This is a genomic window from Amycolatopsis lurida, assembly GCF_900105055.1.
In the GTDB taxonomy this organism is placed as follows: Bacteria; Actinomycetota; Actinomycetes; order Mycobacteriales; family Pseudonocardiaceae; genus Amycolatopsis; species Amycolatopsis lurida.
Map to the genome: position 1 here is coordinate 5,075,061 of NZ_FNTA01000004.1, position 23,317 is coordinate 5,098,377.

Sequence of the window (23,317 nt, forward strand, 5' to 3'; positions counted from 1 at the left end):
AGGTGACGAATTGCGAGGGTCAGAGGGTCGCGAAGGTTTCGGTGACCGCGATGTCGTCCGAGGTCAGCAGCGCGACGGCGGCCCGGTAGCCCTCGGCCGCCTTCAGGTCGGCGAGCCGGGTCCGGTCCGGGTCGAGGGCCTGGTGGCTCGACCGCACCAGCCGCGCCTGTTCGTCGTGGCCGGAGAACGTGATGCTCTGCAGCGGGATCTTGAGGCCCTTCCCGGTCGCCTTCATGACGGCTTCCTTGCGCGTCCAGTAGGTGAAGAACGCCGTCGTGCGCTCGTCGTCGGGGAGCCCTGAGATCGCGGCCAGCTCGGCGGGGGTCAGCGCGTACTCCATGAGCGAGTCCTCGGCCCGCCTGGCCGCCGTCTCGACGTCGAGGCCGACCGGGGTCCCCGCGGTGGCCGCGACGCCGATGAGATCGCCGGAATGCGAGATCGACAGCATCAGCGGCGCGCCGGGGACCCTGGGGCGTCCGTGCGGTTTGCCGCAGTCGTCACAGGTCGCGTCGAAGCTCACGTCCTCGACGGCCATGCCGAGCCGCTCGGCGGCGACCGTCTTCGCCAGGACCCGGCCGGTCAGGAACCGGCGTTTGTCGATGTCCTGGCGGTAGTTTCCGAATCGGCCCTGCTCCAGCTCGTCGAGCAGAGCCAGGAACCGGGGTTCGGCGGACAGGGGCTCCGACCAGCGGACCGCACATTCGATCACGTGTCCTTCATACCCGATCCGGCACTGGCATCACTCGCGTTTTCGTCGAGCAGCGTCGCTTCATCGAACGGCGATCGGCCGTTCAGGGTCCGGTCCAGCTGCTCGCGGTCGATCTCGTTGGTCCAAGTGCCGATCAGCACGGTCGCGACGGCGTTGCCCGCGAAGTTCGTCAGCGCGCGGGCCTCGGACATGAACCGGTCGATGCCGACGATGAACCCGACGCCGTCCACCAGCTCCGGCCGGTGCGAGGACAGCCCGCCCGCCAGTGTCGCGAGCCCCGCGCCGGTGACCCCGGCCGCGCCCTTCGACGCGATGATCATGAACACCAGCAAGGAGATCTGCTCGCCGATGGTCAGCGGTTTGTCGAGCGCGTCCGCGATGAAGATGGACGCCATCGTCAGGTAGATGGCGGTGCCGTCGAGGTTGAACGAGTACCCGGTCGGCACGGTGATGCCGACGACCGGTTTGGAGACGCCCGCGTGCTCCATCTTCGCGATCAGCCGCGGCAGCGCCGACTCCGACGACGACGTCGACAGGATCAGCAGGAACTCACGGCCGAGGTATTTCAGCAGTTTGAAGATGTTGACCCTGGCGAGCAGGCCGAGGATCAGCCCGAGCACCACGAACACGAACAACGCGCAGGTGATGTAGAAGCCGAGCATGATCACCGCGAGGCTCTGCAGCGCCTTCCAGCCGGTCTCGCCGACGACGGCGGCGATCGCGCCGAACGCGCCGACCGGGGCCGCCCACATGATCATCGCCAGAATGCGGAACACGAGCCGCTGGATGTGCTCGATGCCGCGGCGGATCGGCTCGCCCTTCGTGCCCAGTTTCTGCAGCGCGAACCCGGCGAGCAGCGCGACCAGCAGCGTCTGCAGCACCTCGCCTTCGGTGAACGCCGAGACCAGCGTCTTCGGGATGATCCCCAGCAGGAAGTCGACGGTGCCTTCGCTCTTGGCGATCTGGTCCTGTCCCTTTTCGGCGATCTCGGGGGTCAGGTGCAGCCCGGTGCCGGGCTGGAGGATGTTGCCGACGACCAGGCCGATGACCAGCGCGACCGTCGACATGATCAGGAAGTAGCCGAGCGCGAGCCCGCCGACGCGGCCGACCTTTGCCGCCTTCGCGACCGAGCCGACGCCGAGCGCGATCGTGCAGAAGATGATCGGCGAGATCATCATCTTGATCAGGTTCACGAACCCGGTCCCGAGCGGCTTCAACTCCTTGCCGACCTCGGGGAACAGGATGCCGACCGCGATGCCGAGCGCCACCGCCGCGATGACGGCGATGTAGAGGTAATGGGTGCGATCCCGCTTCGCCGCGGGTGCTGCCGTGCTCATGGGTGCCCTTCGACGAGGTGGGGACGGATTGCGAAAACTTATGACAACTCCTCGGCGAACGACAACCGAAGCGGTACGCTGGACTAAGCGAGCGCTTAGTCAGCGCTAGGGCACTGTCGAACAGGAGCGGGCTGACCATGGATTTCTCTCTGAGCGTCGAGGAACGCGAGGTGCGCGACTGGGTCCGCACGTTCGTCCAGCGTGACCTCATGCCGCGTGAGCAGGAGGTGCTGCGCCGCGAACGCGCCGGTCAGCCCGGCCTGACCGCCGACGAGCTGCGCGAACTGCAGCTGAAGGCCAAGGAATCCGGCTTCTGGGGGGTGCAGACGCCCGAGGAGTACGGCGGCATGGGCCTGTCCGCGGTGATGACCGCGCTGCTGGAGGCCGAACTCGGCCGCACCTTCGTGCCGTTCCGCTTCGGCGGCGCCGCGGACAACATCCTGTACTACGCCAACGACGAGCAGAAGGAGCGCTACCTGCTCCCGACGATCTCGGGCGAACGCAAGTCGTGCTTCGCGATCACCGAACCCGGCGCGGGCTCGGACGCCAAGGCCATCCGGACCTCCGCCCGCAAGGACGGCACCGACTGGGTGATCAACGGCGAGAAGACCTTCATCACCGGCGGTAACGAGGCCGACTTCGTGATGGTCTTCGCGATCACCGACCCGGAGAAGGGCGCGAACGGCGGCGTCACGTGCTTCCTCGTCGACCGCGACGCCGGCTGGAAGTCCGAGTACATCGACACCATGGGCGAATGGGGCCCGGCGTCACTGGTCTTCGAGGACGTCCGCGTGCCGGAGACGCAGATCCTGGGCGAGCTCGGCCACGGTTTCGACCTGGCCATGCAGTGGATCGGCGCCGGCCGCTACCTGCTGCCCGCCCGCGCGATCGGCTCCTGCGAGCGGCTGATCTCCATGGCCATCGAGCACGCGAACACGCGGGAGACGTTCGGGCAGAAGATCGCCGAGCGCCAAGCCATCCAGTGGATGATCGCGGATTCCGGCACCGAACTGGAGGCCCTGCGCTGGCTGGTGCTGCACGCCGCCTGGCAGGTCGACCAGAAGCTGGACTCGCGGCACGCGCAGTCGATGGCGAAGCTGTACGGCGGCGTGAAGGCGAACGAGATCGTCGACCGCGTCCTGCAGATCCACGGCGGGATGGGCTACACGCGGGAACTGCCGGTCGAGCGGTGGTACCGCGAACTGCGGCTGCTGCGGATCTACGAGGGCACCGACGAGATCCAGCGCCGGACCATCGCGCGCAACCTGCTCAAGGGGCACGTCAAGGTCGGCGGCACCTTGGGCTGACACTGCCTGACGCCGCCTGAGGCTGCCCGCATGCGATGAAGGGGCCTTTCCTCGCAGATTTCGCGAGGAAAGGCCCCTTCATTGCGTCGGTCTCTCTAGTCCTCGTCCTCGTCCTTCTGGTTCCGCATCGCGATCGGGACCCCGGCGAGGTCCTCCTCGTTGCAGAGAAGTTTCACGTCGTAGTACGGCGAACCCTTGCGGTCGTCGTAGTCGAGATGGACGGCCAGCACATCGACCGGTTCCCCGAGCCACTCCTGAGCCTGGCGTAGCCATGTCGCGCACCGTTCGAGCGCCGTGGGCAGGTCGTCGTCGCGGAAGCCCACCGGGCGGTAGGGGACGTCCTGCACCTGATCACGGGGGTTCGAAGGCACCGGCAACGCCGGCGAGAGACCCGAGTCGTCCAGTTCGAGTTGGATCGTTTGCTCAGTCACCCTTCGAGCGTCCCCCAGAGAAGCCGTCTGAGCAAGGCGTACGGGGTATGAGTCGCCGCTAAACGGGCACTCGCCACACTCCTGAGACCACTTCACGGCAGTTTTGCAACGCCCTGACGTCCAGCCGGCCTTCGCAGGCGAGCGCCCGCAGCGCCAGCTCCGCGTAATGCGCGGCCAGCTGATCCAGGGTGAGCGGTCCCGACGGCGAATACCAGCGCGCGACCCCGCTGCACATCTCCACCAGTGCGAGCCGGGTGACCGACGGCTGGTCGGTGTGGAAGACGCCGGCCGCGACACCGTCCTCGATGGCGTCCGCCCACAGCCTTTCGTAGGCGTCGCGCAGCCCCACCACTTCGCTCCTGGCGCCGGGGGTGAGCGCGTGGACCTCGTTGTCCACCACGCGGGTGTCATCCGGCTGGATGGCGTGCGCGAGCACGTGCAGCGCCACCAGCGAGCCGAGCCGTGACACGGGATCGGTGAGCCCGGCGGTCGCCCGCTCGGCCGCGTCGAGCAGGCGCCGCAGGGACTCGTTCATGATGGCGACCAGCAGATCCTCTTTGGTGCCCATGTAGTGGTACAGGCTGGCGGACGACAGCTCCGCCTCCTGCGCCAGATCCCGGATGCCGGTGCCGTGGAACCCCTTGGCGGCGAACAGTTTCACCGCCGCCTGCCGGACGCGTTCGCGGGTGTTCACAACCAGGTCTCCGTGGTCCTGTCCCAGGTACCGGCGCGGAGGTCGCCCGCCTTCTTCAGCTCGCCCTTCGCGACCCGTTCCGACGGTGTCATCGGCAGTTCCGCCGCGATGGCCCAGAACCGGGGAACCTTGAAGTAGGCCAGTTTCGCCGAACAGAACTCCGCCAGTTCGGCCGGTTCACACCGGTGCCCCTCGTTCTCGTCGAGGACGATGTACGCCTTGACCTCCTCGCCACGGATGTCGTCCGGCACCGCGATGACGGCGGCGAGTTCGACCGCCGGATGCAGCTGCAACGCTCGTTCGACCTCGTCCGCGGAGATGTTCTCGCCGCTGCGGCGGATCATGTCCTTGGTGCGGCCCACGTAGTACACGCGGCCTTCGGCGTCCATTGTGGCCAGGTCGCCGGTGTGGAACCAGCCGCCGTCGAACGCGCGCCTGGTCGCTTCGGGATCGTCGTGGTAGCCGTGCATCAGGCCGACCCCGCGGATCAGCAGCTCGCCGGTTTCGCCGCGCGGCAGCGGTTTCCCGTCCTCGCCGGCGATCACCACCTCACGGGCGGGCGTCGGCCTGCCGAGGCAGCCGGTCCCGACGGTCTCGTCGTGATCCGCCGGGTACATCCGGATGTCGCCGCCGGTCTCGGTCATGCCGAAGGCCTCGTACCACGGCACGCCCCAGCGTGCTTCGAGCGCGGCGTGCAGGTCGCGCGGGATGGCCGAAGCGCAGATCGCGCGGACCTGGTGCGCCTTGTCCAGCTCGCTTTCCGGCTGCCGCAGCAGGAGGGTGGGCATCAGGCCGAGGCAGTAGAACCAGGTGACGCCGTGTTCGCGGATCTTGTCCCAGAACGTCGACGGGTGGAACCGGTCGAGTACCACCAAGGTCGCGCCGCCCGCGAGCCCCAGCGCGACGTTCCACTGTGGATCGATGTAGTGGAACGGCTGCGCGGTCAGGATGACGTCGTCCGTGCCGACCGACGGGTAGTCCGAGGCCAGGCCGATCGCGAGGGTCGTCCAGTACCGGTTCGGCAGTACGCAGCCCTTGGGCGCGCCCGTCGTTCCCGAGGTGTACTGGATGTTGACCGGGCGTTCGGCTTCGGTCGCGAAGACCGGGGTGGCGCCGGACGCGGTGAGTTCGCCGGGCGTGAGCACGTGTTCCAGCGAGGTCTCCGGCGCGATCTTGTTCAGCAGCTCCAAGAATTCCTCGGCGGCCACGGCGAACCTGGCGCCGGAGTGCCGGAGCACGTGGGCGCCGTCGAACTCGCGGTACCCGGTGTTGACCGGGACGAGCACCCCGCCGATCTTGGCCAGTGCCAGCCACAGCAACGGGAACTCGGGCTGGTTGCGCAGCATCACCGCGACCCGGTCGCCCGGTTCCACGCCGAGCTCCAGCAACGCGCGGGCGAACTCGGTGCTGCGCGCGTCGACGTCGGCGAACGTGAAGCTCTCCCCGGTGGAGTCGAAGATCCACGCCGTCTTGTCCGGCCAGAGCGCGGCGGCCCTGGTGGTCAGGCCGAGGAGGGTGTCGATCCCGGCGAGCGACGTCATGTCCGGCTCCGGAACGCCTCGGCCGAGGCGGCGACCTCGGCGGAGTGCTCGGTGATCAGCGCGTGGCTGACTTCGAGTTCGAGGGCGGCGTCGAGGGAGCTGTCGATGCCGGAATCGAGGGCGCGTTTGGCCATCGTGGCCGCGGCCGCCGGATGCGCGGCGATCTTGGCCGCCCAGGCGAGGGCGGTGTCCATCAGGTCGTCGACGGGTAGGGCGGCGTTGACCAGGCCGAGCCCGGCCGCCTCCGTGCCGCTCACGCGTTCTCCCAGCAGCAGGAGCTCCTTGGCCTTCAGCGGGCCGACCAGCAGCGGCAGCAACCGCGACGCCGCGCCCGTGACGCTCAGGCCCAAGGAGACCTCGGGGAAGGCGAACACGGCGTCCTCGGCGGCGAGGATCAGGTCGCAGCCCATCGCGAACTCGGCGCCCGCTCCGATCGCGTAGCCGTGGACCGCGGCGATGACGGGCTGGCGCAGCCCGCGAAGGCGGCGGGTCACGTCCTGTAGCCGGTCGAGCCGCGGGCGTGAATCCCCCTCGGGGGTGGGTTCCTTGAGGTCATGACCGGCGCAGAACGCCCGTCCCCGCCCGGCGAGCACGACGGCGCGCGCGTCCGACTTGGCGGCCGCGTCGAGCGCCTCCAACAGGTCGTCGACCAGTTCGGCGACCACCGCGTTGAGCCGCTCCGGGCGGTTCAGCCAGATGACCGCGATGCCGTCGTCGAGTGCGTAGTCCACGGTGCTCATGACGCCGAGCCTAGACGACCGATCGATCGATCGATAGGGTCGGATCCATGCGGGTCGACACGGTCTACGAGAACGCCCGGTTCCTCACCGGAACGGAGGACTCCGTAGCGCTTGCGGTGCTGAACGGACGAATCGTCGCTTTAGGCGACGACGCGGCCGCACTTTCCGCGAAGCGACGCGTGGATCTCGGTGGGTCGGTGGTGGTGCCCGGATTCCACGACGCGCACAACCACATGGCCTGGTTCGGCATGGCGCTCGACGACGTGGCCCTCTCGGATTGCCGCAGCGTCGACGAGGTGTACGACGCCGTCGCGCGGCGCGCGGCCGAAACGCCGCCGGGTGGCTGGATCATCGGCAGCGGCTATGACCAGAACAAGCTCGTGGGCGGCCATCCGACGAGGCAGGGGCTGGATCGCGCCGCCCCGGGGCACCTCGTGCGGCTCAAGCACACGTCCGGGCATATGACCGTGGTCAACTCCGCGGTACTGGAGCGCCTGGACCTGGAGAACGTGCCGTTGGGCGGCGACGTCGTCCGCGACGAGGACGGTTCGCCGACCGGACTCCTGCGGGAACAGGCCCAGCTCATGCTGCGGCCGCTGACCTACCCGACGCCGGTGGAGCGGGTCGTCCGCGGGCTGGACAGGGCGAGTGAGCGATACCTGGCCGAAGGCATCACGAGTGTCCAGGAGGCCGGGATCGGCGGGGGCCTCGTGGGGGAGACCCCCGCCGAGCTCGCCGCGTACCAGCTGGCACGCGAGCGCGGGGTGTTGCGCGTGCGGAGCACGGTGATGGTCGCGGCGAGCGTGCTCCACGACCTCGACGCGGGGGCACGCTCCGAGGCACGCTTTCCCGCCGAGGAGCCATCAGCGCTGTACGGTCTCGACCTGGGGATGCGCACCGGGTTCGGTGACGAATGGCTGCGGATCGGCGCGATGAAGCTGTTCGCCGACGGATCGCTGATCGGCCGGACCTGCGCGATGCACGAGCCGTTCGCGGGTGAGCCGGACAACGTCGGCTACTTCCAGGTGCCCGAGGACGAGATCGCGCGGACGATCGCCGCCGCGCACAAGGCGGGCTGGCAGATCGCGACGCACGCCATCGGCGATCGGGCGATCACCGTCGTCCTCGACGCCTACGAGGCCGCGCTCAAGGCCGACCCGCGGCCCGATCACCGGCACCGCATCGAGCACTGCGCGGTGCTGCGGCCAGGGGAGCTGAAGCGGCTGGCGTCACTGGGGCTGATCGCGTCGCCGCAGGGCCGGTTCGTCAACGAGATCGGCGACGGCATGCGGGCCGCGCTGGGCCCCGAGCGCGAGCCGTGGTGCTACCGCCTCAAAAGCCTGCTCGACGCCGGATGCGTGCTCCCGGCCAGCTCGGACCGCCCGGTCGTCGAGGGCGCGCCACTGCTCGCGCTGGCCGACATGGTGCGGCGGAAGACCGCGTCCGGTGTCGTGCTGGGTCCCGATGAGCGGCTCACGCCCGCCGAGGCGCTGCGCGCATACACGTACGGATCGGCGTACGCCGCTTTCGCCGAGAAGGACCTGGGCACGCTGGAGATCGGCAAGCTCGCCGACTTCGCCGTCCTCTCGGCCGACCCGACCGACGAGTCCACTTGGGATTCGATCCACGTCGTCGCCACCGCCGTCGGCGGCGACATCGTCTACGAACGGAGCTGAGACCCATGCCGGTGCGGGACGCGGTCGCGGACGACATCGAGGAGATCTGCGCGCTCATCGAGGAGCACGCGGTCTACGAGGACAAACATGATCTGAAGCTCGACAGGCAGGAGATGGCCGGGTTCCTCTTCGGACCCGACCCGAAGGCCTGGGTGCTGCTGGCCACCCCTCCGGGTGAGCCGGGCAAGGTCGCGGGCTTCGCCTTCTGCAGCTGGAACTTCTCCACCTGGGAGGCCAGGCCGGGGATCTGGCTCGACGACCTCTTCGTGCGCCCGGAACACCGCCGCTTCGGCCTCGGGAGGGAACTGCTCGACGAGCTGGCCGCGCGGTCGCCCGGCCGGGTCGAATGGGACATGCAGGAGGGCAACGAGAAGGGCGAGGCGTTCTACGCCCAGCTCGGCGCCGAACCCGTCCCTGGCTGGATCCGGTACCGCTGGCGACCGCACGCTGGGTGAGTCGCACGGGAGCGGCAAGCCGTAAACTCGCACCCATGGGTGAAGGGGCAAGCCGCAGGTCGTCGTCCGTGGAGGACTACGTCCGGGTGATCTACGGGCTGGTGGAACGCGGTGAGGCCGTCACCAACACGTCGCTGGCCGGACGGCTGGAGGTCAGCCCGTCGTCGGCGTCCGGCATGGTCACCAAACTGTCCCAGCTAGGGCTGGTCGCGCACGTCCCGTACCGGGGGATCGAGCTGACCACCGACGGCAGGCTGCTCGCCCGCTCGGTGCTCCGCCGCCACCGCCTGATCGAGACCTACCTGGTGTCCGAACTCGGCTACACCTGGGACGAGGTCCACTCCGAGGCCGACGCGCTCGAACACGCCGTGTCGGACAGGCTCGTCGAACGGATCGCCGCGAAGCTCGGCAACCCGGTGCGCGACCCGCACGGCGACCCCATCCCCGCGCCCGACGGCAGCGTCGAGGAGATGCCGATGCGCATCCTCGACGACCTCCCGCCCGGCGCGGTCGGCGAGATCGTCCGCGTCTGGGACACCGATCCCGAGCTCCTGCGCTACCTCACCGAGCACTCCATCGGCCTCGGCGAGCGCATCGAGGTCGTCGAGCGCCAGCCGTTCGGCGGCCCGATGGTGGTCAAGGTCGGCTCGCCGCCGGACGCGGCGACCCACGCGATCGGCAAGGAGATCGCGCAGGCGCTGTCGGTCGCGCTGCGCTGAGCCCCGGCAAGTCCACTGTGGACACCTATCGGCCGGGGCGCGCGGTGGGAATTTTCCCTACGTCTCTGCATAATTACGTCACCCGCCTGCCGCGCCGATAGGTGATCGAAGACCCTTCCGATCATGTGATCCCGCGCCTAGGCTGCGCTATTCCGGGTGGCTAGCGAGCGTGCGAAGGCGATGACGATGACCGGTCAGCGGACACACACCATCGACCGGGGGGTGGCGGAAGGACGTGAGCTCAGGCGGCTGCTGGAGACGGGGCCGTTCGCGAACGCCCTCAGGGCGGCGATCAGGGCGAGGGGCCTCGGTCTCGATCGGATCCGGTACCGGCTCAGAGGGCGGGGGTGTTCGGTCAGCCTCGCGACATTGAGTCACTGGCAGTCCGGCCGCTGCCGTCCGGAACGGCCGGAATCCCTGCTGGTGCTCAAGAATCTCGAGGAGATCCTCGGGGTACCGCCGGAGTCCCTGTCACGGCTTCTGGGACCGCCGCGAGGGCGGGCGGCCCGGTGTACGGTGCCCGGCGAGGGCATCGTGATGCAGCGAGGCCGGGAGACGTAGGGAGTACGGGTGCGGGCGGTCGTCTTCGAGGAGTTCGGGGTGCTGCCCGAGGTACGCGAGGTGCCGGATCCGGTCGCACCACCGGGCGGGGTGGTGATCGCCGTCGAGGCGACCGGGGTGTGCCGCAGCGACTGGCACTCCTGGCAGGGGCACGACACGTCGGTGAAGCTGCCGCACGTCGCCGGGCACGAACTCGCCGGCCGGATCGCGTCCCTCGGCGAGGGCGTCCGAGGCTGGTCGGCCGGCGACCGGGTGACGGTGCCGTTCGTCTGCGCCTGCGGCACCTGCGCCCAGTGCGCGGCCGGTGACCAGCAGATCTGCGACCGCGAGTTTCAGCCGGGCGCGACCCATTGGGGCTCGTTCGCCGAGTACGTCGCCATCGAAAACGCCGAGGTCAATCTCGTGGCCCTGCCCGACTCGCTCTCCGCTGCCGAAGCGGCGGCGCTGGGCTGCCGGTTCGGCACGGCTTTCCGGGCCGTGCTGCGCCAGGGCGGGGTCCGGCCGGGGCAGCAGGTCGCGGTCTACGGCTGCGGTGGTGTCGGCGTCTCGGCGATCCTGCTGGCCGTCGCGGCCGGTGCGTCGGTCGTCGCCGTCGACCCGTCCCCGCAGGCCAGGGCGCTCGCTGTGCGGATGGGGGCTTCTTCGGTCGTCGATCCGTCCGCGTTCGACGGCCACGAAGCCGTCGCTCTTCATGTCCGGGAGTTGACCGGCGGCGGTGCGCACGTCTCCCTCGACTGCCTCGGTTCGCCGACCACCTGCGCCGCCTCGATCGGCAGCCTCCGGAAGCGGGGGAGGCACGTCCAAGCCGGGTTGATGCCGCCGGCGCAGGGCGTCGCGCCGATCCCGATGCACCGGGTGATCGGCGGGGAACTGGAGATCGTCGGCATCCACGGGCTGCAAGCGCACGAGTACCCCGAGATGCTGCGGGTGGTGGAGACGGCCGGAATCGACCTCGAAGGCATGATCGGCAGGCGGGCCGGCCTCGACGACGTCCCCGCGGTACTCGCGGAGATGAACGACCCGGTGCCCGCGCGCGCCGGGGTGACGGTGGTCGAATTCGGACGGTGACCGGGTGAACGCGGTGCGGTCAACCGGCCGATCGGAGTAGTCCGAAAGGTGGCTTCCGCCGGCAGTTTGTGGCAGCTTCCTAGGCCGTGACAGTCATGGATGCTCCGTCCCGGCCGCGGTTCGGCCGGTCCATGCTGCGCTGGTTCGTCGCGGCGGGTGTCCTGGTACGGGGCCACCGGATCGTCGGCGCGCGCCCTGGCAAACTCGACGTGTGGACGCGCTGATCCCTCGCCCGCGTAACGAAGTCGCGCCCGGTGCGGTGCATGTTCCCGACTGGCTCGACCTCGACGAACAACGCCGTCTGGTCGAAGCGTGCCGAGGTTGGCGTGGCTACCGGCGGACGCGGTTGCCCAACGGCGGTGTCATGTCGGTGCGGACGGTCTGCCTCGGCTGGCACTGGCACCCGTACCGGTATTCGAAGGTGACCGCGGACGGCTCGCCGGTGCTCCCGTTCCCTTCGTGGCTGGGCGATCTGGGACGGCGGGCGGTTTCGTCCGCTTATGGCCCGTCGTCGTACGAGCCGGACATCGCGCTGGTGAACTTCTACGACTCCGCGGCGAAGATGGGGCTGCACCAGGACAAGGACGAGGCCTCGCTGGAGCCGGTCGTGTCGCTGAGCCTGGGGGACGCGTGCGTCTTCCGGTTCGGGAACACGGTCGATCGCGGGCGGCCGTATACGGATGTGGATCTGCGGTCGGGGGATCTGTTCGTGTTCGGCGGGGAGTCGCGGCTGGCCTTCCACGGGGTGCCTCGGATCTTGCCGGGGACCGCTGATCCGGCGCTGGGGCTGGTGGGGCGGCTGAACATCACTTTGCGGGTTTCGGGCCTTCCTGCGCCCTAGGGGTCATTCCGGCGCGGTTGGTCTTTTGCTCATTGGCGGCAATGAATCTTTATTCATATTCGGAGTGTGGCCTAGTCTGAATATGCTATAGCACGGGTGTTCGATTCAGGGGTAACGTCGACGTCGTGGCCAGCGACGATGCATCCCAGAGGACGTCCACCGAGTGGTGGCGCGTCGATACCGCGACGCTGCATGCCCGTAAACAAGAGCTGGAAGTCTTGAAGCGCCGGTTGGATGCGGAGCAGAACGCGATCCTGGCGGAAATCAATTCCCGCGGGGTTCGCGGGTGTAGTGGTCATTCGACGTTGGCGGCGCTGATTTTCGAGGACTTCCTGGTGACCGACAAGGAAGCCTCCGCCCGCGCTGACCGGGTGCTGGCGTTGCATCCCGGCCCGTCCATCGGCGGGGACCCCGAACCACCCTTGGCGCCCCTCACGGCCGAGGCCGCGGCGGAGGGCGCGATCGGCGGGTCGCAGATCGACGCCATCATCAAGACTCTCGCCCGTATCCCGTCCACTGTGCCGGAAGAAGACGTGCGGGCGGGGGAAGCGATCCTGGTCGAGTTGGCCCGCCGCGCCGGACCCCGCCAGATCGCCCGCGCCGGACGCCGTCTGCTCGACGAACTCGACCCCGACGGGAAAGAACCCCGTAACGAGGACCCGAAAGACACCCGCCCGGAGTTGCGGTTCGTCAAGCACCGCGACGGCACCCTCGGCCTGAAAGGCACCCTCGATCTGGAGACCTACGCCCGGTTGAAATCCGACCTGGATCCGATGGCCAAACCCCATAAGGCGATCGACGGGGTGCGGGACTCCCGCAGCCAGGACGAACGCTATGGGGACGCGTTCACCGACTACGTCCGGTTGAAGACCACCAGCCGCAACCTCCCCGGCCAAGCAGGCGAAGCCACCCACATCCTGGTCACCATGTCCTACGACGACTTGATCCGGGACATCGGCGAAGCGCACCTGGACCTCGTGGGGCCGATCAGCGCCACCGACGCCCGCATCCTCGCCTGCGACGCCCGCGTCCGACCAGGTGTTCTCGGCACCGCAGGCGAGCCCTTGGACATCGGCCGGTCCAAACGGACCGTGTCCCTGGCCCAGAAATACGCGTTGACCCTCCGCGATGGCGGTTGCGCGTTCCCGGGCTGCGACATGCCCGTACCCCGCTGCACCGCACACCACATTGTCTTCTGGCGACACCACGGCGAAACGAAAATCGACAACCTCGTGTTGCTGTGCACCAAACACCACCGGTTGATCCACCACAGCGAATGGAAAGTCCAGATCGCCCAAGACGGACTCCCCGACTTCACCCCGCCCAGCTACCTCGACCCCACCGGGACGCCGAGGCGGAACACCATGCACCTCAGGACATAGGCCGACCCCGTGAACGCATTCAGCTGACTAAATGCGAGACAGGCGCCGGTCCCTCTAACGAGCCGGAACCGCACCCGCTGCCCCGGCCGCACCTGCGCGGCCAGGGCCAGTTCGCCCCGCTCGCCTACCCACCGGGACGCCGAGGCGGAACACCATGCACCTCAGGACATAGGCCGACCCCGTGAACGCATTCAGCTGACTAAATGCGAGACAGGCGGCCGGTCCCTCAAACGAGCCGGAACCGCACCCGCTGCCCCGGCCGCACCTGCGCGGCCAGATCCAGATCCGCTTCCTCCACCACCGCGATCACCGGGTAGCCCCCCGTCACCGGATGGTCGGCCAGGAACAGGATCGGCCGGCCCGAAGGAGGGACCTGCACCGCGCCCGGCACGGCGGCCTCGGGCGGCAGTTCGCCGTCCCGCCCCCGCGACAGCACAGGGCCGTCGAGCCGTACCCCCACCCGATCGGCGTCGGACGTGGCGACATAACCGGAAGAGACCAAAGTGGACAGTGCGCCGGGAATGAACCAAGAAACCCGAGGCCCTGGAGCGGCCCGCAGAACCGGTTCGCCGGGCAATGAAGCAAGAGGAGCGAGATCCACTCCGGGATGGGTCAGCACCTCCTGCCCCACCGGCAAGGTCATCCCCGCCGAAAGCGCGGGCGGGCCGAGTTTGCCGAGGGTGTCCGTCGCTCGCGCCCCCAGCACCGGAGGGACGTCGATGCCGCCGCGCACCGCGACATAGCAACGCAAACCGTGAGAGGCCATCCCGAGAACGAGTTCTTCGCCCGCTCGCAAGTAAATCGGCGAGCCGGGACCGAAAGCCCGCCCGCCGGCGGTGACCGGGCAGGGCGCGCCGGTGACGGCGACGGTCGCCGGAGCGGAGAACCGCAGGACGAGACCGCCGAGAACGCATTCCAGGGCCGCGTGGCTCTCGGGGTTCCCGACCAGCCGGTTCGCCAGCCGCAGCGAACCGCGGTCGGCGGCGCCGGACCGGCCGACGCCGATCGCGGCCAGTCCCGGTCGCCCGAGATCCTGCACGGTGGTGAAGACGCCGGGCTGGATCACTTCGATCTTCGCGGTCATGAAGTGAACCGGATCCGGGTGCCGGGTGCCAGCAGGTTCGGCGGCTCCCGCTCGACGTCCCACACCGGCAGCGAGGTCCGCCCGATGAGCTGCCAGCCGCCGGGCGAGGCGTTCGGGTACACCGCCGTGTACTCGCCCGCGATCGCGACCGAACCGGCGGGGACCCGCGTGCGCGGGCTCGTCCGGCGCGGCAGGTGCAGCGCGGGGTCGAGCCCGGTCAGGTAGGCGAATCCGGGGGCGAAGCCGCAGAACGCCGAGACGTAGGTCCCGTCCTCGTGCCGCCGGACCACCGCTTCCGCCGACATGCCGGAGGCGGCTGCGACGTCGGCGAGGTCGGGGCCGTCGTAGCGCACCGGCACGACGATCTCGGCGGCCTCGCGCGGTTTGACGTCCACTGTGGACCGATCGAGGACGTCGCCGGCGAGCCGGTCGTGGTGGGTCCGGCCCGGGTCGAAGCGGATGAGCAGGGTCCGCGCGGCGGGGACCAGCTCGACGACCCCGTCCGGCGGGTCCTGCTCCAGTGACGCGTGCAGCCCGAGCACCTCCGACGGATCGTCGAAGTCGACCATGGCCGCACGCGCCCCGTAGGGCAGCACGCGCATCATGCGGCCTCGATGAAGGGGCCGATGTGGACACCGGCGCCGTCGAGTCCCGCACGGATCCGGCGCGCCAGTTCGACGGCGCCGGGAGTGTCGCCGTGCACGCACAGCGAATGCGGCTGAAGGGCCAGCTCGGTCCCGTCGGCGGCGACGACCTTGCCGGTGGTCGCCATCGCGACCGCCCGCGTGGCCACTTCGTCGGCGTCGTGGAGGACGGCGCCGGGCAGTTTCCGGGAGACCAGCAGGCCTTCCGGCGTGTACGCGCGGTCCGCGAACGCCTCGGCGTACGCGGGGAACCCGGCCTTTTCCGCTTGCTTGGCCATTTCCGACCCCGGCGGGCACAGGAGCGCGAGCCCGGGGTGGAATCGCCGGACCCCTTCGACCACCGCGGCCGCTTGGTCCGGATCCACCGCGGCCGTGTTGTACAACGCCCCGTGCGGTTTGACGTACCGCACCCCCGAGCCCGCCGCGCGGGCGAACGCCTCCAGCGCGCCGATCTGGTAGAGCACGTCGTCGGCCAGGTCGGCGGGGGCGACGTCCATCGCCCGCCGCCCGAATCCGGCGAGATCGCGGTAGGCGACGTGGGCGCCGATGACGACACCGCGCTCCGCCGCGCGCTCGCAGACGCGCCGCATCACCGACGGGTCGCCGGCGTGGAAGCCGCAGGCGACGTTCGCGCTGGTGACGATGTCGAGCATGGCGTCGTCGTCGCCCATCTTCCAGGCGCCGAAACCCTCGCCCAAATCGCTGTTGAGATCCATCAGGCCACCCTGAACTCACTGTCGAGCTTGTCGGTCACGAACATGTAGCCCGGCGCGTGCGTGATCGCGAACGGCGGCCGCGAGGCCATCAACGCCGCCTGCGGGGTCACGCCGCACGCCCAGAACACCGGCACGTCACCGGGTTCCGCGTCGACCGGGTCACCGAAATCGGGTTTGCCGAGATCGGTGATGCCGAGTGCGGCCGGGTCGCCGATGTGCACCGGCGCACCGTGCACGGCGGGCATCCCGCGGGTGATGCGCACGGCGTCGTCGACGCGGTCTTCGGGGATCTGCCGCATCGAAACGACCATGGGCCCGTGCAGGCGCCCGGCCGGGACGCACTCGCGGTTCGTCACGTACATCGCCACGTTGCGGCCCTGGTCGACGTGCCGCAGCGGGATGCCCTCCGCGGCCAGCGCCGATTCGAAGGTGAAACTGCACCCGATCGAGAACGCCACCATGTCGCTGCGCCACAGCCCGCTCGCGTCCGTGAGCTCACCGGACAGCGCGCCGTTCTGCCAGACGCGGTACCGCGGCAGGTCGGTGCGCAGATCCGCGCCGGGCGCCAGCCGGGTCGACGGGTCGCCGGGGTCGCTGACGTCGAGCACCGGACAGGGCTGCGGGTTCCGCTGGCAGAACAGCAGGACGTCATAGGCCCAGTCCTCGGGGACGGCGATCAGATTTGTCTGGGTGAACCCGTTCGCCCAGCCGGTGGTCGGGCGGGCCGTGCCCGCGCGGAACAGGGCGCGGGCCTCGCCGGGGGACAACGTCGCCGGTTCGTCGAAGGTGGTCATCGCGGTGCCTCCTCTTCCGATTGTGGTCACAGCAGTTCGCGGCCGCGAGTCTCGGGCAGGCCGAGCAGCGCCAGCACGGCGATGCCGTAGCCGACCGCGCCGAACACCATCGCGCCGCCCGCGCCCAGGAAACCGACCACGGCGGGGAAGGTGGCGCCGATGGCCCGGCCGAGGTTGTAGGTGAAGCCCTGCCCGGTCCCGCGCAGCGCCGACGGGTACAGCTCGGCGAGGAACGCGCCGAACCCGCTGAAGATCGCGGACATCGAGAATCCGAGCGGGAAGCCGAGGAACAGTACGAGCGTGTTCGCGCCCGCCGGGATCTGCGTGTAGGCGACGATGAGACCCGCCGACAGCACCGAGAACAGCAGGAACGTCTTCTTCCGGCCGAGGAGATCCGTCAGATAGCCACCGGTGACGTACCCGATGAAGGCGCCGGAGATCAGGAACGCGAGGTAGCCGCCGGTCCCGATGACGGTGAGGCCGCGGGTGGTCTTCAGGTAGCTCGGCAGCCAGGTCGCGAGGGTGTAGTAGCCGCCCTGGACACCGGTGGCCAGCAGCGCGGCGAAGAACGTCGTGCGCAGCAGGTCCGGCTTGAAGATGCCCGCCAGCGAACCGCGTTCCTTCTTCGTGGCGCGGGCCGCTTCGGCGACCGGCGCGTCCTGGACGTTGCGGCGGACCCACAGCACCAGCAGCGCCGGGATGACGCCGGTCCAGAACATGACGCGCCACGCGATGTCCGGGCTCCAGATACTGAAGACGACCGTGTAGACGACGACCGAGAGCGCCCAGCCGACCGCCCACGCACTTTGCACGAAGGCGACCGTGCGGCCGCGGTACTTCGCCTGCGAGTACTCCGCCACCAGTGCGGCGCCGGCGGCCCATTCGCCACCGAAGCCCAGGCCCTGCAGGGCGCGGAAGATCAGGAGCGTCTCGAAGTTCGGCGCGAACCCGCAGAGCACGGTGAAGATCGTGTACATCGCGATGGTGAGCTGGAGGGTGCGGACCCGGCCGATGCGGTCGGCCAGGATGCCCGCGCCGATCCCGCCGATCGCCGAAACCACCAGCGTGGTGGTGCCGAGCAGGCCCGCCTCACCCCCGGAGAGGCCGTAGTAGGCGGTGATCGCGGCCAGGCCCAGCGGCAGGGTCTGGTAGTCGAACGAATCGAGCCCGTATCCGCCGAACGCGCCGACGAAGGCCCGGCGGCCTCGCGAACCGAGCGTGCGGAACCAGGCGAAGGGGCGTGTGTCTTCGGTAGTGGCTGTCGCGTTCATCGGCACCTCCAGAGGGTGAATCTCAGGGTGGCACGGGTCACATGGCTAGCAACTGTAGGTATTGTTCAACAATTCCACAAGAGGATCCTTGGCTGAGTCTCTTGTGCCTAGGTAGGATCGGTCACGTGACGATCGCGGAGGGTGGTCCTGCCTCGGTAGAAGGACTCGAGGCGGATCGCGGCATGATCAGCCGGACCAGCACGGCCGAAAGGGTCGCGGGCGTCCTCCGCACGCGTATCGCGGAAGGTTTCTTCCTGCCCGGCGTCCGGCTGTCGGAGCAGGACATCGGCTCGGCGCTCGGCGTCTCCCGCAACACGCTGCGCGAGGCGTTCCGCCTGCTCACGCACGAACGCCTGCTGACCCACGAGCTCAACCGCGGTGTGTTCGTGCGGGTGCTGCCGGTCGAGGACGTCGTCGACCTCTACAAGGTGCGCAAGGTCGTCGAGTGCTCCGCGGTGCGGGCGGTGACGGAGAAGCCGCCGACGTTCGGGAAGCTCGCGCGCCTGGTCGAGGACGGCAGGATCGCCGAGCGGGGTGAGCGCTGGCAGGACCTCGGCACCGCGAACATCCGGTTCCATTCGGCGATAGCGGAGCTGAGCGGCAGCGAACGGATCGACGAGCTGATGCGCGGCATCCTCGCCGAGCTGCGGCTGGTGTTCCACATGATGGCCGACCCGCGGCGCTTCCACGAGCCGTACCTCAAACGCAACGCGGAGATCCTCGAGCGCATCGAAGCCGGCGACGGCCTTGGCGCCGAAAAGCTCCTCGCGCAATACCTCACCGACGCCGAAAATCAGCTCGTCGAGGCCTACGCCGAGCGCTCCTCCTGACGCGATTCGTCCTCTGAACGCGGTGGTTCGCACCCGAACTACCGCATCCAGAGGACGAAATGCGAGGCGTTGCTAGGGAATGACCCACTTCTGATTCGCGGCGCCGGTGCAGGACCAGATCTGGAGGCGGGTGCCGTTGGCCGAGGAGTTCCCGGTCGCGTCCAGGCATTTGCCCGAACCGGAGTTCACCAGGTCGCGGGCGGCGTTGGCCGCCCATCGCTGATTCGGTCCGCCCGCGCAGTCCCACAGTTGCAGTTGCGCGCCGTCCGCCGTGGACATCCCGGTGACGTCGAGACATTTGCCCAGCGCGCGCACCGTGCCGTCGGCCTGGAACGACCACTGCTGCGCACTGGAGCCGTTGCAGTCGTAGAGCTGCACCGCCGTCCCGTTGGCACTGTTCGCCCCGGCGACGTCGACGCATTTGCCGCCGGGCCCGGTGATCGCGCCGGTGCGGACGCCGCCGCCCGACTGCGTCCCCGACCACGTGAACGTCGCCGACGTCGACGCGGGCAGCGTGTACGTGAAGGACTGCCCGCCCCAGTTGACGCGCACGTTCTGGCTCGCGCCACTGGTGTTGTAGGCGATCAGCGCCTTCGACCCGTCCGGGTTCTTCCACGCCACGTTCCGTACGGCGGAATTGTCGTTGGACGAGATCCGGTACGCGCCCGGCTTCACGAACTTCGTCAGGTGACCCATCGTGTAGTACTCGACGGTGTAGTCGACCTGGCCGTGCCGTGAATCTCCATTGTGGACGGTGATGAGGCCGGTGCACGTACCGCAGCCGCCGTTGTGCGGCCCCATGTTCTGGTCGACCGCGAGGCTCCACTTGATGAAGCTCTTGCTCCAGTTCCGCGTGTAGTCGACGATGTTCGCCATGTCTTCGGCCTGCTGATGGCTCACCCACGTCCCGCCGGAATGCTCCGTGCTGTACGCGGGCACGTTCGGGTACTGGTTGTGCACGACGGTCTGCTGAGCGACGTCGCCGCCGTAGCCGTGCCAGGCCATCCCGCCGAAGTTCGGATCGGTGCGGATCGCCGCGTCGTCCATCGTGGGCGCGCCGAATTCCGTGTACTTGTCCCAGTTCCAGTCCAGTGCGAGGACCTTTGTGGACAGTCCCTTCAAAGCGGGCAACAGGTTGGTCTTCGTGAAGTACTGGAGGCCGGCACCGTTCCAGTTCATCGACGGATAGCTCGCGCAGCACGTCGGCTCGTTCTGCACCGACACGTAGTGGATCGGGACGCCTTGCGCCTGGTACGCCTGGATGTACTTGACGAAGTACTGCGCATAGGCCGGGTAGTACTCGGCCTTCAGCCAGCCCAATTTGAAGTCGCCGTTGTCCTTCATCCACGGCGGCGCGCTCCACGGCGACGCCATCACCTTGGTCGCCGGATTGATCTCCCGCGCCTGCTTGGTCAGCGGCAGGATGCTGTCGAGGTCGTGGGCGATCGAAAACTTCGCCAGGCTCGGATCGGTCTGCCCGGCGGGGAGATCGTCGAACGAGTAACTGAACCGCGCCAGATCCGAGGAACCGAGCGGATTGCGGATGAAGGTGACGCCGATCCCCGAAACCGGATCGAACAGCTTCCGCATGGTCTCGTCGCGGGTCGCCTGCGACAACGCGCCGCTGCCCTTCATCAGCCACGCCGCGGTGTCGGTGAACGACGCGCCCGCGCCCTCGAACTGCTGGTACGTCGTGTTCTCGTCGACGGTGATGGTCTGCTGGCCGGTCCCGGTGCCCGCGGCGAAGGTGATCGGCGACTGCTGCTGGAGCCCGCGCGTGACGTTCACCCCGCGCGAGTCGTTCGTGGTGGTGAGCCAGATGTTCACGGTCTCACCGGCGGCCTGCGCCGGGGTCGCGACGAGCGTGGCCGCCGCGATCACCGCGGCGCCGAGCAGCGGAAGCCTTTTCACGGCGTCGTCCACTTCTGGTTCGCGCCACCGCCGCAGGTCCAGATCTGGAGTCTCGTCCCGTTCGCGGAGCTGTTCCCGGTGGCGTCGAGACATTTGTTCGCCTGCGGGTTCACGATGTCGCGTGCGCCGCTGATCGCCCATTTCTGCGCGCCGGAGCCGTTGCAGTCCCACAGTTGCACGGCCGTGCCGTCCGCGGTCCCGCCGCCGGAGACGTCCAGGCATTTGCCGAGCGCGCGGATCGTGCCGTCGCCGCCGACGGTCCAGTTCTGGGCGGCGTTGCCGTTGCAGTCGGTGATCTGGATCGGGGTGCCGTTGGCGGTGTTCGCGCCCGCCACGTCGACGCACTTTCCGCCGATCCCGGTGATCCGGCCGGTCCGCCCGGCCGTGTCGCTGGAATTCACGTGCACGTAATCGACGACGAGACGCTGCGGGAAGACCGTGCTGGAGTTCGGGTCGCCGGGCCAGTAGCCGCCGACGGCGAGGTTCAGGATCAGGTAGAAGGGGTGGTCGAAGACCCAGCGATTGCCGTTGAGGTCGGCGGGTGTGCGGGTCTGGTAGAGGTTCCCGTCCACATACCACTTGATCTGGTTCGGTGCCCAGTCGACGGCGTAGGTGTGGAAGTCGTCGGAGAAGTTCGGGCCGTTGTAGGCCGCGCCGATGCCGCCCGCGCCGGAGTAGCCGGGGCCGTGGAGGGTGCCGTGCACCGTGTTCGGCTCGAAGCCGACGTTCTCCATGATGTCGATCTCGCCGCTGTCGGGCCAGCCGACGTTGCCGATGTCGGCGCCGAGCATCCAGAACGCGGGCCACATCCCCTGCCCGCGCGGAAGTTTCATCCGCGCTTCGAACCGGCCGTAGGTCTGGGTGAACTGACCCTGCGTGGACAGCCGCGCGGAGGTGTACTCGCAGCGCCCGTACCAGCAGTTGTAATTCCCCGGGTTCTCCTTCTTCGCGGTGATGACGAGGTTGCCCTGGCCGTCGAGCGCCGCGTTGTTCGTCCCGGACGTGTACCACTGCCGCTCGTGGTTGTTGACGTTGTCGCCGGTCTCGAAATGCCACTTCGACGTGTCGATACCCGCGCCGGCGGGCCCGTTGAAGTCATCGGTGAAGGTCGCGGCCATGACCGCGGCCTCGGAGGCCGGGGCCTGGGCCGTGGCCGGGAGCGAGCCGAGGAGGACGCCGACGGCGAGGAGTGCCGTCCAGCGGAAACGAGCTGAGATGGACATCGTTGTCGCCTCTCTGACCGTGGGGGACCCGAGGAGAAGGCATCCGGCGGAACTACTTTGTTGCGCCTGGCAACAAAGTATGCATGGTCTCCACCACGGCGACAAGACGTATTTTTCGACCTCGAATTAAGGTCAGGCGGCCGTGCCCCGCTTCGACCCGGCCGTGCGCGGGTCCGCGCCCTGCTCCAGGAGGGCGGCGACCGGGAGGGTGGCGGCTCCTATGGCGACGGCGTCCGGGCCGAGCTGTCCGAGCTCGATCTCGGTCTGGTCGAACACGTGCGCCAGGGCGTGCTCGCCCGCCACCCGGCGGATCTCGGGCAGGTACTTCTCGCCGAGCGTCAGCCCGGCCCAGCCGCCCACCACGATCCGCTCCGGGTTGAACAGGTTGATCAAATTGCCGATGCCGGCGCCGAGATAGCCCGCGGTCTCTTCCAGTACCTTGGCCGCGGTCTTGGACTTGCCCGCCGACTCCAGCAGCGCGGCGAACTGCGTCTGCTCGTCCTCGTCCGACGCCTTTCCGCCGCGCGCCTTGCGATAGCGGGCGAGGACGCCCTCCGCGCCGACGTAGGACTCCAGGCAGCCGCGGGATCCGCAGCGGCATTCCTGCCCGCCGAAGACGATCGTCGTGTGGCCCCATTCGCCCGCGCTGCTGGTGGAACCCCGGTAGGTGGTGCCGTCGGCGACCACGGCCGCGCCGACGCCGGACCCGATCAGGGCGATCACCGCGTGTCGCGCGCCGCGGCCGGCGCCGAACCACATTTCGCCCTGGCCCTGGGTTTTCGCGCCGTTGTCCACGAACAGTGGCAGCTCGACGCCCTCCGCGCGCAGGAGGTCGGTGAGGGGGACCTCCTGCCAGCCGATGGTGGGCGCGTGCACACGCAGCGCCTCGCCCTGCTCGACGGTGCCCGGGACGCCGACGCCGACACCGAGCACGGTCGCTTCGTCGATGCCCGCCTCCGTGATCACTTCCCGGAGCCCGGACGCCACCTGGGTCACCGCCGCGGCCGCGTCCGGCCGGGGCGAGGCGAGGGGATGCTCGACGGTGGCGAGCCGGTTCATGGTGAGGTCGAACAGTTCGACCTTCACCCCGGTCTCGCCGATATCGACGCCCGCGACATGCCCGTACGCCGGGTCGACGCGGAGCAGGACGCGCGGCCTGCCGCCGTCGGACTCGACCAGTCCGGCCTCGATGATGAGGCGTTCTTCGCCGAGTTCGGCGGTCACGTTGCTGACGGTCGCGGCGCTCAAGCCGGTCAGACCGCTCAATTCGTGGCGGCTGAGCGGGCCGTCGAAGTAGAGTTTCGACAGCAGGAGGGAACGGTTGTGCCGCCGCAGGTCACGGACGGTGGTGCGCTTGGCAGGCATGCGGATACCCATCTTGTG

Annotated in this window: 24 protein-coding genes; 10 read left to right on the top strand and 14 right to left on the bottom strand. The window is 69.0% G+C overall.

Going from position 1 to position 23,317, the window contains the following annotated elements; all coding sequences use genetic code 11:
• Positions 1-19: 19 nt before the first annotated feature.
• A complete protein-coding gene (locus BLW75_RS29410; RefSeq protein ID WP_034308627.1) occupies positions 20-709 on the bottom strand; it encodes a 4'-phosphopantetheinyl transferase family protein in 690 nt (229 codons plus the stop codon).
• On the bottom strand, positions 706-2,046 hold the full coding sequence (locus tag BLW75_RS29415; RefSeq protein WP_034308629.1) for a cation:dicarboxylate symporter family transporter: 1,341 nt from the start codon (positions 2,044-2,046) through the stop codon (positions 706-708). The genes BLW75_RS29410 and BLW75_RS29415 overlap by 4 nt, the downstream gene beginning before the upstream one ends.
• Before the next feature lie 137 nt (positions 2,047-2,183).
• Here BLW75_RS29415 and BLW75_RS29420 point away from each other — a divergent pair, with 137 nt between their 5' ends.
• Positions 2,184-3,353 (top strand): acyl-CoA dehydrogenase family protein, encoded by a 1,170-nt coding sequence (locus tag BLW75_RS29420; RefSeq protein WP_034308631.1) that lies wholly within the window; start codon positions 2,184-2,186, stop codon positions 3,351-3,353.
• A 95-nt stretch (positions 3,354-3,448) separates the two neighbouring features.
• Here the strand turns inward: BLW75_RS29420 and BLW75_RS29425 are convergent, their stop codons facing one another.
• Genes BLW75_RS29425 through BLW75_RS29440 form a run of 4 tightly spaced genes read right to left on the bottom strand, consistent with a single transcriptional unit; the run spans position 3,449 to position 6,759 of the window.
• A complete protein-coding gene (locus BLW75_RS29425) occupies positions 3,449-3,784 on the bottom strand; it encodes a hypothetical protein (RefSeq protein WP_034308634.1) in 336 nt (111 codons plus the stop codon).
• A 58-nt stretch (positions 3,785-3,842) separates the two neighbouring features.
• Entirely contained in the window at positions 3,843-4,478 is a 636-nt protein-coding gene (locus BLW75_RS29430) for a TetR/AcrR family transcriptional regulator (RefSeq protein WP_034308635.1), read from the bottom strand.
• Positions 4,475-6,019 carry an ATP-dependent acyl-CoA ligase gene (locus tag BLW75_RS29435; RefSeq protein ID WP_034308638.1) on the bottom strand — a complete coding sequence of 515 codons (1,545 nt, stop codon included), beginning with the start codon at positions 6,017-6,019 and terminating at the stop codon, positions 4,475-4,477. Before BLW75_RS29435 ends, BLW75_RS29430 begins: the two co-directional genes overlap by 4 nt.
• A complete protein-coding gene (locus BLW75_RS29440; RefSeq protein WP_034308640.1) occupies positions 6,016-6,759 on the bottom strand; it encodes an enoyl-CoA hydratase/isomerase family protein in 744 nt (247 codons plus the stop codon). The genes BLW75_RS29435 and BLW75_RS29440 overlap by 4 nt, the downstream gene beginning before the upstream one ends.
• A gap of 47 nt (positions 6,760-6,806) precedes the next feature.
• Between BLW75_RS29440 and BLW75_RS29445 the strand changes: the two genes are divergently transcribed.
• The 8 genes from BLW75_RS29445 (at position 6,807) to BLW75_RS29475 (ending at position 13,461) form a co-directional block, all read left to right on the top strand.
• Positions 6,807-8,435: an amidohydrolase gene (locus BLW75_RS29445; protein ID WP_034308642.1), complete on the top strand. Its 1,629-nt coding sequence runs from the start codon at positions 6,807-6,809 to the stop codon at positions 8,433-8,435.
• A 5-nt stretch (positions 8,436-8,440) separates the two neighbouring features.
• Complete coding sequence (locus tag BLW75_RS29450; protein WP_034308645.1) at positions 8,441-8,890, top strand: GNAT family N-acetyltransferase; 450 nt, start codon at positions 8,441-8,443, stop codon at positions 8,888-8,890.
• A 35-nt stretch (positions 8,891-8,925) separates the two neighbouring features.
• Entirely contained in the window at positions 8,926-9,609 is a 684-nt protein-coding gene (locus BLW75_RS29455) for a metal-dependent transcriptional regulator (protein ID WP_034308648.1), read from the top strand.
• Between the two features lie 180 nt (positions 9,610-9,789).
• On the top strand, positions 9,790-10,170 hold the full coding sequence (locus tag BLW75_RS29460) for a hypothetical protein (RefSeq protein ID WP_034308650.1): 381 nt from the start codon (positions 9,790-9,792) through the stop codon (positions 10,168-10,170).
• Between the two features lie 9 nt (positions 10,171-10,179).
• Positions 10,180-11,238: an alcohol dehydrogenase catalytic domain-containing protein gene (locus tag BLW75_RS29465; protein WP_034308653.1), complete on the top strand. Its 1,059-nt coding sequence runs from the start codon at positions 10,180-10,182 to the stop codon at positions 11,236-11,238.
• 86 nt (positions 11,239-11,324) lie between these two features.
• Positions 11,325-11,462, top strand: a complete 138-nt coding sequence (locus BLW75_RS42960; RefSeq protein ID WP_158005370.1) for a hypothetical protein — start codon at positions 11,325-11,327, stop codon at positions 11,460-11,462.
• Positions 11,450-12,079, top strand: coding sequence for an alpha-ketoglutarate-dependent dioxygenase AlkB family protein (locus BLW75_RS29470; RefSeq protein ID WP_034308656.1), 630 nt, complete (start codon positions 11,450-11,452; stop codon positions 12,077-12,079). The genes BLW75_RS42960 and BLW75_RS29470 overlap by 13 nt, the downstream gene beginning before the upstream one ends.
• A gap of 125 nt (positions 12,080-12,204) precedes the next feature.
• Positions 12,205-13,461 (top strand): HNH endonuclease signature motif containing protein, encoded by a 1,257-nt coding sequence (locus tag BLW75_RS29475; protein WP_091598546.1) that lies wholly within the window; start codon positions 12,205-12,207, stop codon positions 13,459-13,461.
• 226 nt (positions 13,462-13,687) lie between these two features.
• Here BLW75_RS29475 and BLW75_RS29480 read toward each other — a convergent pair whose 3' ends face one another.
• Genes BLW75_RS29480 through BLW75_RS29500 form a run of 5 tightly spaced genes read right to left on the bottom strand, consistent with a single transcriptional unit; the run spans position 13,688 to position 17,970 of the window.
• Positions 13,688-14,545 carry a 5-oxoprolinase subunit C family protein gene (locus BLW75_RS29480; protein WP_034305883.1) on the bottom strand — a complete coding sequence of 286 codons (858 nt, stop codon included), beginning with the start codon at positions 14,543-14,545 and terminating at the stop codon, positions 13,688-13,690.
• Entirely contained in the window at positions 14,542-15,147 is a 606-nt protein-coding gene (locus BLW75_RS29485; RefSeq protein WP_034306038.1) for a 5-oxoprolinase subunit B family protein, read from the bottom strand. Before BLW75_RS29485 ends, BLW75_RS29480 begins: the two co-directional genes overlap by 4 nt.
• Positions 15,147-15,905, bottom strand: a complete 759-nt coding sequence (locus BLW75_RS29490) for a LamB/YcsF family protein (protein WP_034305881.1) — start codon at positions 15,903-15,905, stop codon at positions 15,147-15,149. The genes BLW75_RS29485 and BLW75_RS29490 overlap by 1 nt, the downstream gene beginning before the upstream one ends.
• Entirely contained in the window at positions 15,905-16,699 is a 795-nt protein-coding gene (locus tag BLW75_RS29495) for a putative hydro-lyase (protein WP_034305879.1), read from the bottom strand. The genes BLW75_RS29490 and BLW75_RS29495 overlap by 1 nt, the downstream gene beginning before the upstream one ends.
• A gap of 26 nt (positions 16,700-16,725) precedes the next feature.
• Entirely contained in the window at positions 16,726-17,970 is a 1,245-nt protein-coding gene (locus BLW75_RS29500; protein ID WP_034305876.1) for an MFS transporter, read from the bottom strand.
• 182 nt (positions 17,971-18,152) lie between these two features.
• On the opposite strand from BLW75_RS29500, the gene BLW75_RS29505 reads away from it, so the two are divergent.
• Positions 18,153-18,800, top strand: coding sequence for a GntR family transcriptional regulator (locus tag BLW75_RS29505; RefSeq protein ID WP_091599994.1), 648 nt, complete (start codon positions 18,153-18,155; stop codon positions 18,798-18,800).
• A 72-nt stretch (positions 18,801-18,872) separates the two neighbouring features.
• Here the strand turns inward: BLW75_RS29505 and BLW75_RS29510 are convergent, their stop codons facing one another.
• The 3 genes from BLW75_RS29510 to BLW75_RS29520 all read right to left on the bottom strand — a co-directional run bounded on the left by BLW75_RS29510 (position 18,873) and on the right by BLW75_RS29520 (position 23,311).
• Entirely contained in the window at positions 18,873-20,711 is a 1,839-nt protein-coding gene (locus tag BLW75_RS29510; protein ID WP_241783271.1) for a ricin-type beta-trefoil lectin domain protein, read from the bottom strand.
• A complete protein-coding gene (locus BLW75_RS29515; RefSeq protein WP_034305871.1) occupies positions 20,708-21,934 on the bottom strand; it encodes a glycoside hydrolase family 16 protein in 1,227 nt (408 codons plus the stop codon). The genes BLW75_RS29510 and BLW75_RS29515 overlap by 4 nt, the downstream gene beginning before the upstream one ends.
• A gap of 132 nt (positions 21,935-22,066) precedes the next feature.
• Positions 22,067-23,311 carry an ROK family protein gene (locus tag BLW75_RS29520; protein WP_198935656.1) on the bottom strand — a complete coding sequence of 415 codons (1,245 nt, stop codon included), beginning with the start codon at positions 23,309-23,311 and terminating at the stop codon, positions 22,067-22,069.
• Positions 23,312-23,317 lie beyond the last annotated feature (6 nt).